The organism is Gluconobacter potus (assembly GCF_015244705.1).
Lineage (GTDB): Bacteria > Pseudomonadota > Alphaproteobacteria > Acetobacterales > Acetobacteraceae > Gluconobacter > Gluconobacter potus.
Genome location: NZ_JABCQF010000062.1, coordinates 1 through 576 on the forward strand (window position 1 = coordinate 1; position 576 = coordinate 576).

Annotated in this window: 1 pseudogene; it reads left to right on the forward strand. The window is 60.8% G+C overall.

What is annotated here, in order from left to right:
- Nucleotides 1–4: 4 nt before the first annotated feature.
- A pseudogene (locus tag HKD31_RS15955) lies at nucleotides 5–576 on the forward strand (IS3 family transposase); the annotation flags it as partial.

Below are 576 nucleotides of genomic sequence, written 5' to 3' on the forward strand. Positions count from 1 at the left end.
TTTTATGGGCAAGGTTACGCGGAAACGGTATGCGGCAGAGTTCAAGTCACGGGTTGCGCTGGAGGCGATCCGTGGGGAACTGACGCTGGCGGAACTGGCTTCGAAACATGGGGTACATCAGACGATGATCGCCTAGTGGAAACGGCAGGCGATCGAGGGGATGGCGGCGACCTTTTCCGGGAAGACGGTGGCTGAGCCCCCGGTCAGCCCAGCTGACGTGGAGAAACTGCACGCGAAGATAGGCGAACTTCTCGTGGAACGGGATTTTTTACGCGATGCCTCTGCTCGGTTGGGCGTGATCAGAGGCGGCAGATGATTGACCCGAAGCGAGCGCGTCTGCCGATAATCCGGCAATGCACGCTGCTGCATCTCAACCGGTCTGGCGTCTACTATCGGCCTGCGCCACAGAGCGAGGGCAATCTGGAGCTGATGCGGCTGATCGACGCCCAGTTCTTGGAAACGCCCTATTATGGCTCACGGCAGATGACATGGCATCTGCGCCGCCAGGGACATGAAGTGGGCCGCAAGCGGGTCCGGCGGCTCATGGCGATCATGGGCCTGCGGGCGATCTACCAG